The following is a 6,968-nucleotide window of genomic DNA, read 5'->3' on the forward strand; positions in this document are numbered from 1 at the left end:
ATTACCTCAGCTGTGAACGAAACGTCCATGAAATTTCACGCCCGCATGGGCTTTAAGCTGACGATGGCCAAAGACTATACAGGTCCCGGGCAGGATTACATTTTATTCGAAAAGAAGCTAAATATGGACAGTGAAAAATAAGCACACAAAAAGCTGCCGCTAACCGGCAGCTTTTCTTATAGTTATCATTTTCTCATTTATATTTACGCCAGTCCATGCTGCTGTTCTCCAGCAGATGTTCAAAATCGTTATCCAGGCGCTTCTGTTCCGCTTTGCGCGCTTCGGCCGCTTGTCTCTCCTGCTCTTCCTTCTGCTTCTGCTGCTCCGCCTTCAGCTCGTTGGACTGCTGCTTCAGCTTATCCAGCACCTCGCTGCTCAGGAGATCCTTCAGCGTCGCCGGTTTATCCGAGACTTGCGGCTTGCTCGGGGCTTGGTTTCGGTTCTTCTTAGCCATCGTATCATCTCCGTTTCCACCCACATTATAGCAGGTTTCCCAGGCTCCGTCATGCCCTGAACCCGCCCTTCGTGCCTTTTTGATCCTTGTTCTCACTCGGGTTTTACGTTACAATTTGGTCGCTTGCCTGTTTTGCACAGGCCGATCGTACGAACCGTGAAAGGAATGACTTCATTTGAACCGCTCCCGTATTGCCGACCTCAGCCTGCTCATCGTGGCGATGATGTGGGGATGACCTTTTTGATCGTTCAGCATGCGGTCCGGGTCCTGCCTCCCCTTGCCTTCAACGGCATCCGCTTCTTGGGTGCGGCGGTGCTGCTGGCCCTGATCATTACGTTTTTCTACCGCAGCCAGTGGCGGGACATTTCCGGCAAAATGCTTCTCCACTCGTGCCTGCTGGGCCTTTTTTTGTTTCTGGGCTATGCCTTTCAAACGGTGGGACTGCTGTACACGGCCACTTCGAACGCCGGTTTTATTACCGGTTTGTCCGTCGTGTTTGTTCCGTTTTTGGCGCTCCTGCTGCTGAAAAGCCCCATATCCCGCTATACGTGGATCAGCGCGCTGCTGGCCGCCGCCGGCTTGTACCTGCTGGCTTTCGCCGGTACCGCCCTGACGCTGAACAAAGGCGACTTTCTCATCTTCCTGTGCGCGGTGGCGTTCGCTCTGCATGTGGCGTATACAGGCGTGTTTGCGCCGCGCTATTCCGCACTGCCCCTGGCTGCGATGCAGATGGCGGTCGTCGGACTGCTCAGCCTCCTCTCCTCGTTGTTATTTGAGGATGTGGGTCCGTTGGCGCAGGTGGCGGATCGTCTGCTGAAGCCGGAAGTGATCTGGGCTCTCCTGGTGTCGATTGGTCCGACCAGCGCGTTCGCCTTTTGGATCCAGACCATGTGCCAGAAATATACGAACCCGTCGCGGGTTGCCGTTATTTTTGCCATGGAACCGGTCTTTGCGGCATTGACGGGCGTCACCTTCGGCGGAGAGGTGCTGGGCGCTGCGGCGGGACTGGGATGTATTTGTATTTTTGCCGGAATGATCCTCGCGGAATTGAAATCTGCCCCGCGTGAGGTACAATGATAAAAGCATGATAAGAGCCATACTGTGCAGGAACGTTTAGAGAAATAACCTTCCTGCGGTAGAGAGAACATGGACGAGCATTTCAGCGCCCTTATAGGCAGAGAGGTTCGCCATGATTAAAGGAGAGAGAACCATGTACAAATTGATCGCGATCGACATCGACGATACTCTGATTAACGACGATAAAGAGGTGACCCCGGGCACCCAGCAGGCGCTGGAGCAGGCGGTCGCCAAAGACGTAGTCGTCACGCTGGCCACGGGCCGGGCCTATGCCTCTGCCCAAGCCATTGCCCGCCAAACCGGGCTGAACGTGCCGATCATTACGTACCAAGGGGCACTGGTCAAAAACCTGATGGACGAAAAAGTCCTTTACGAGCGCTACGTGCCAAAGGATGCGGGATACAAGCTGTTCCAGTACTGCATCGAGCATAACCTTCACCTGCAGGTTTATATCGACGACAAGCTGTACGCCCGTGAAGAGAACCAGAAGCTGAAGGATTACAGCGAACTCAACCGCACGCCTTACTATATCGAGCCGGATTTTGAAAAGCTGATCGCTCAGAAGACGCCGAAAATGCTCATCATCGACGATCCGGCCTACCTGGATCAGCTGATCCCGATTTTGCGCGACCTGCTGGGAGACGAAGTGCACATCACCAAATCGAAGCCGCACTTCCTCGAAATCATGCACCGCGAAGGCACCAAAGGCCATGCCCTCACCTTCCTCGCCAGCCACTTTGGCTGCGACATGTCCGAGACGATCGCCATCGGCGATTCCTGGAACGATCATGAGATGCTCGAAGCGGCAGGCCTTGGCATTGCGATGGGCAACGCCATCCCGGCGCTGAAAGACATTGCGAACTACGTAACGTTAAGCAACAACGACGAAGGCGTGAAGGCCGCGATTGAGAAGTTTGTGCTGAACGTTTAATTCGGTCGAATATTTAGCGATACGCAAGATTTAAAAAAGACAGCCGCGAATCAGGATCATCGATCCCTGTTCGCAAGCTGTCTTTTTGTTTGCCGGCTGATATTTCCCGGCTGCTGGTTTACCGTTTACTGAACCGCTTTGGCCCGGTCCTTGCCTTTATCCGACTCGCCGGCATTTTTGTTGGCGGCTTCCCGGTCCTGCTGCATTTCCTCCACGGTCTTCACCTTGAGGCGTGCCGCGTCGCGGTATCCTTCCCGGGTCGGAATCAGGTTGCCAGAAGCCAGCCGTACCGACGCCTCGGCGATGGCATCCCCGTATTGCGGCAGCCACTGCTCCTGTGCCACGAGCATTTCGTCGACCATCTGCCAAATTTCGTTCGGGTTGCACACCGCGCCGACCAGCGGGTCCATCATAAACGCCTGGCGGAGCAGTTTGTCGTCGCCGTGCACTGCCGCTTCCACCGCCAGCCGCTGTACGGAAATGCTCGCATTGCAGACCGCCGCCGGTCCGAGCGGCAGATCCCCGACCACCGGCATGGAGATGCCGTTGCGGTCGACGTATCCCGGAGCCTCGATGATCGCGTCATCCGGCAGATTGGTGATCACTCCGTTGTTGACCACGTTGAAATGCCCCCGGTACACCCGTCCTGTCTCCAAGCCTTCGATGATGTAGGATCCGTGCTCATGGCTGCGCTGGTCCTGCTTGTATTCGAACGGCTTCTCCTTCATCCAGTTGGGAAAATCGGTCTCAAACCAGTTGCGCCCTTCCGTGCAGACGCGAAGGTATCCTCCGGTCTCCCCGTTGATCCAGCTGCCGAGGTCGATCCAGTCGTTGATTTCGTCCGCCCGTTTGCGGTACCACGGAACATACTCGCTGAGATGTCCATTCGATTCCGTGCTGTAATAGCCGAAGCGGCGCAGCATGTCGATCCGTACCTTTTCCGTCCGGCTGAAATCCGGATGCTTCTCGAACGCTTCCAGCAGCTTGCCGGTCAGGTCCTCTCCGTTATGGCGGATCTGGACATACCACGTCTGATGGTTGATGCCCGCGCAGATGATATCCACTTCATCCTGCTTCAGGCCAAAAGCCTCCGCAATCTGCCAGTGGCCGCCCTGCACCCCATGGCACAGTCCGACCGTGCGGACCCCGCCGTACTTGTTGCAGGCCCACGTGAGCATCGCCATCGGATTGGCGTAGTTCAGCAGCAGGACGTCTTTGGACGCCATTTCGCGGATATCCTTGCAGATGTTCAGCATCTCGGCGATGCCGCGCTGTCCGTACATGATGCCGCCTGCGCACAGCGTGTCGCCCACGCATTGATCGACGCCGTATTTCAGTGGAATGTCCACATCCGTCGCGAACGCCTCCAAGCCGCCCACGCGGATCGTACAGATGACGTATTTGGCGTCCTTCAGCGCCTCACGACGGTTCGTTGTCGAATGAATGTTAATGTCCAGCCCGTTCTCCCGAATGTCCCGCTGGCACAGCTCGGTTACCATGTCCAGGTTGTGCGGATTGATGTCCGTAAAAGCAACTTCCACGTTATGAAATTCCGGAACGGACAACAGGTCGCGCAGCAGTCCACGGGTAAAGCCAATGCTTCCCGCCCCGATAAAAGCAATTTTAAATGACACGGCAAAAACCGCCTCCCTCAAGAATAGTCGCCAGGTTCACCCTGATACAGGTATTGTAGCAACCCTTCCTGGGAAAACGTTATCAAATTCATGACCTCTTTGCCGGAAAAGTGTCAACAATTCTCACTTTTTAGATATGGGTTAATGCACGTCCCGGGAATCCACGTACCCTGCGATCCGGGAAGCCTTCCGGTACTCGACCGGTGTCTGGCCGGTATGCTTTTTGAACATCAGATGCAGATACTGGCGGCTGCCGATCCCCACGTAATCCGCGATATCCGCCACAGGAATTTCCGTCTGTCGCAGGAGCATCGCCGTTTTATCCATCCGGTAGGCGTTCAGGTATTCCATGATCGACATGCCTGTCTTCTGCTTGAATACCCGCTGCAAATACCCGGGGTGAAGCCGGACATGCTCGGCGGCGTCTTTTACCTGGATGCTGCGATCGTAGTTCTGATACAGGTACTCGATGCACTGCCGCACGTACATACTCTGCGTATCGGGACCGGCCTCCACGTATTCCTGATGCAGCCGGGCAATCCGGATCAGCAGCTCGGCGAGCATCAGCTGCGGCATCAGCTCCTGTCCGGATTCGGCGGCGTCCAGCTCCAGAACTAGATTTTTCAGCAGCTGATGCACGTCATGAAATTCCCTAAGCACGACATAGGGAGCCGGGTTCCGGAACAGCGCCGCCAGCGCCTCCTCTCCCTCGGCCAGCTGTTTCGTCGACGGCAGCACCCCATCCCTCTCGACAAAGCGGAATTCGATGTTGAGCATCCGGCAGGTTCCCGTCACCAGCAGGCGATGGGGAACGGTTCCGTCCAGCAGGATGAAGCCTCCTTTGGTCAAATGCACAACCGCTTCGTTTTCGCCAAACGGCTTCACCCCGACTGAGCAGTTCCCATCTATGACATACATGATTTCGGAGGAGTCATGGGTATGCAGCGCCATGTCAAAACCGTTCCACTCTTTAAAATAGTAGGCGCTCACCTCCGGACGGCAGTCCGCCAGCATCAGCTTTTCGGGAAATAATCCGCCGGGTTCCCATCCGTCCAATTCGCTGCCATTCCATCCGCTGACGTTTGCCATGGATACGAACCTCCTTTTTCCCTTAACGGTCAGACCAGCTCAACCTTCATCCCGGCCACAGCTAGCGTTACCTGCGGAGGGAGCGGATAAGACCGGTTCAGGTCGATATCATGCGACATATGGGTGTAGACCGTTCGCAGCGGCTTCACCTCTTGCAGCAGCTCTGCCGCTTCCCTCATATCGTACACGGACCGGGTAGGATAAGGCGCCGTCTCATGAAAAAAGCTCGTCCCGAGCACCAGCAGATCCAGGCCGTGCAGCGGCCTTTTCTCCTCCTCGTTCAGACCGATCGAGTCCGAGCAGTACACCCAGCGGAAGCCCGGCTTCTCCAGCCGGTATGCATAGGCATAACCGTTCGCCCCATGAGTCACCTTCCACGTGGTGATGTTCCAGCCGCCAAGCTCGATTCCAGCATCTGCGGGAATCATTTGAAGCTGCCGGTGGATCCACGGAAACTGCCGCTGAATTTGGTCCAGCACCTCCTGCGGGGCATACAGCTCCCCTTTGGCCTGCCGCCAGCGGCATTCATCCGCCCACTCCGGCAGCCCGCCGATATGGTCAAAATGCGCATGCGTCACCAGCATCCGCGCCGTCGCCCGCTGCCCGATCGCTTCCATCTGGCTGCGCCAATCCGGGCCGCAATCGATAATAAAGCTGTCGGCCTCCCCCTGCCCCTGGACGAGCACGGAAGAACGCAAGCGCCGGTTCACCCCCGTCGTCCGGGCCTCCTCGCACACCTCGCAGCTGCAGTACACGCGCGGGACGCCCATCGCGTCCCCGGTTCCCAAAAAAATCAATGCGTCCATTGCGTCGGTCATCTCCTTATTTTTCCTATGTATGTAGAGTGGTGGTTATATTCCTGATTCGTTACAGCTATATAGAATGAACTCAAGAAATTCATGTTGAAGGGCTTGGATAAGCTGTTACAACAGGGGGTTCAATTCGAAACTTGAGTTCAATCTATAATATGATACCATATTCGCCTTTCTGAGAGTTCTCGGTCCAGAGACCGACTGCAAAATCATACCAGCGGCGATTTTTTCCGGCAGCTTATTCGAGTACACTGAGATCAAAGCTGCGAACGACGGACGCATCAGGCACCGCTGTTAAAACTGCCCCTGACCGGCGCAAGCAGGACACAGATGATCGGATGAACCGCACAATGCGGGTGCCCGGTGCCGGGAGAAGTCCATCAACCACTCCAAGTTCGCCATATTTGTACCGTAAAATTTAGAAGAAACGAGGTCACCCGCATGGAGCTTTTCCGCAATGCCACATTTGTTAAAATGTTTTTGGCCAACTTCGCATCCCAGCTTGGGTCGATGGTTGGCAGCATGGCTTTCGCCTTTTATCTCGTCGACCGCTTCAGCAGCCAGCCCGTTTACGCCACGTTAGCCGAGCTGATGTACTCTCTGCCGACGCTGGTCGTGTTCCTGTTCGTCGGCGTGCTTGCCGACCGACTCGACCGCAAACGCATCGCCGTCAACAGCGACTGGATCCGCGCGGTCCTCTCCCTGGTCCTGCTGCTGGCCATTTATGAAAACTGGATCGTCGGCGCGTTTGCCCTTCTATTTCTGCGCAGCGCCATCTCGAAGTTTTTTGCACCCGCCGAAATGAGCCTGCTCCAGGGGGTCATGAAACCCGAACAGTACGTGCAGGCCTCCAGCCTGAACATGTCCATCTCGGGCGTATTCATGCTCTTCGGCATGAGTCTACGGATTCAGCAGCTTACTATTACCTCGGTAATTGAAGGCGCCATTCTGATCGACATGACCAGCTTCGT

7 protein-coding genes are annotated in these 6,968 nt (G+C 55.8%); 3 read left to right on the forward strand and 4 right to left on the reverse strand.

Going from position 1 to position 6,968, the window contains the following annotated elements; all coding sequences use genetic code 11:
- Nucleotides 1-193: 193 nt before the first annotated feature.
- On the reverse strand, nucleotides 194-454 hold the full coding sequence (locus CPT76_RS33755; protein WP_105446012.1) for a YqkE family protein: 261 nt from the start codon (nucleotides 452-454) through the stop codon (nucleotides 194-196).
- Between the two features lie 231 nt (nucleotides 455-685).
- On the opposite strand from CPT76_RS33755, the gene CPT76_RS33760 reads away from it, so the two are divergent.
- Both CPT76_RS33760 and CPT76_RS33765 read left to right on the forward strand, forming a co-directional pair.
- On the forward strand, nucleotides 686-1,531 hold the full coding sequence (locus CPT76_RS33760; RefSeq protein ID WP_308737720.1) for a DMT family transporter: 846 nt from the start codon (nucleotides 686-688) through the stop codon (nucleotides 1,529-1,531).
- 133 nt (nucleotides 1,532-1,664) lie between these two features.
- The gene (locus CPT76_RS33765; RefSeq protein ID WP_076173429.1) at nucleotides 1,665-2,462 is read left to right on the forward strand and encodes a Cof-type HAD-IIB family hydrolase; all 798 of its coding nucleotides are present in this window, start codon (nucleotides 1,665-1,667) and stop codon (nucleotides 2,460-2,462) included.
- 125 nt (nucleotides 2,463-2,587) lie between these two features.
- Here the strand turns inward: CPT76_RS33765 and melA are convergent, their stop codons facing one another.
- The 3 genes from melA to CPT76_RS33780 all read right to left on the reverse strand — a co-directional run bounded on the left by melA (nucleotide 2,588) and on the right by CPT76_RS33780 (nucleotide 5,991).
- The gene (gene melA, locus CPT76_RS33770) at nucleotides 2,588-4,096 is read right to left on the reverse strand and encodes an alpha-glucosidase/alpha-galactosidase (protein WP_105446013.1); all 1,509 of its coding nucleotides are present in this window, start codon (nucleotides 4,094-4,096) and stop codon (nucleotides 2,588-2,590) included.
- A 141-nt stretch (nucleotides 4,097-4,237) separates the two neighbouring features.
- Complete coding sequence (locus CPT76_RS33775) at nucleotides 4,238-5,185, reverse strand: AraC family transcriptional regulator (RefSeq protein WP_308737721.1); 948 nt, start codon at nucleotides 5,183-5,185, stop codon at nucleotides 4,238-4,240.
- 29 nt (nucleotides 5,186-5,214) lie between these two features.
- Nucleotides 5,215-5,991: an MBL fold metallo-hydrolase gene (locus CPT76_RS33780; protein ID WP_105446014.1), complete on the reverse strand. Its 777-nt coding sequence runs from the start codon at nucleotides 5,989-5,991 to the stop codon at nucleotides 5,215-5,217.
- A gap of 447 nt (nucleotides 5,992-6,438) precedes the next feature.
- On the opposite strand from CPT76_RS33780, the gene CPT76_RS33785 reads away from it, so the two are divergent.
- A partial coding sequence (locus tag CPT76_RS33785; RefSeq protein WP_181153225.1) for an MFS transporter occupies nucleotides 6,439-6,968 on the forward strand: 530 nt, incomplete at its 3' end.

Origin of the sequence: Paenibacillus sp. AR247, from assembly GCF_002968895.1 — a bacterium.
GTDB classification, from domain to species: Bacteria; Bacillota; Bacilli; order Paenibacillales; family Paenibacillaceae; genus Paenibacillus_AQ; species Paenibacillus_AQ favisporus.

Bases quoted from the DNA above. Each gene is read 5' to 3' on its own strand.
- CPT76_RS33780 (WP_105446014.1), bottom strand. From the start codon at position 5,991: ATGGACGCATTGATTTTTTTGGGAACCGGGGACGCGATGGGCGTCCCG.
- CPT76_RS33775 (WP_308737721.1), bottom strand. From the start codon at position 5,185: ATGGCAAACGTCAGCGGATGGAATGGCAGCGAATTGGACGGATGGGAA.
- CPT76_RS33765 (WP_076173429.1), top strand. From the start codon at position 1,665: ATGTACAAATTGATCGCGATCGACATCGACGATACTCTGATTAACGAC.
- CPT76_RS33755 (WP_105446012.1), bottom strand. From the start codon at position 454: ATGGCTAAGAAGAACCGAAACCAAGCCCCGAGCAAGCCGCAAGTCTCG.
- CPT76_RS33760 (WP_308737720.1), top strand. From the start codon at position 686: ATGACCTTTTTGATCGTTCAGCATGCGGTCCGGGTCCTGCCTCCCCTT.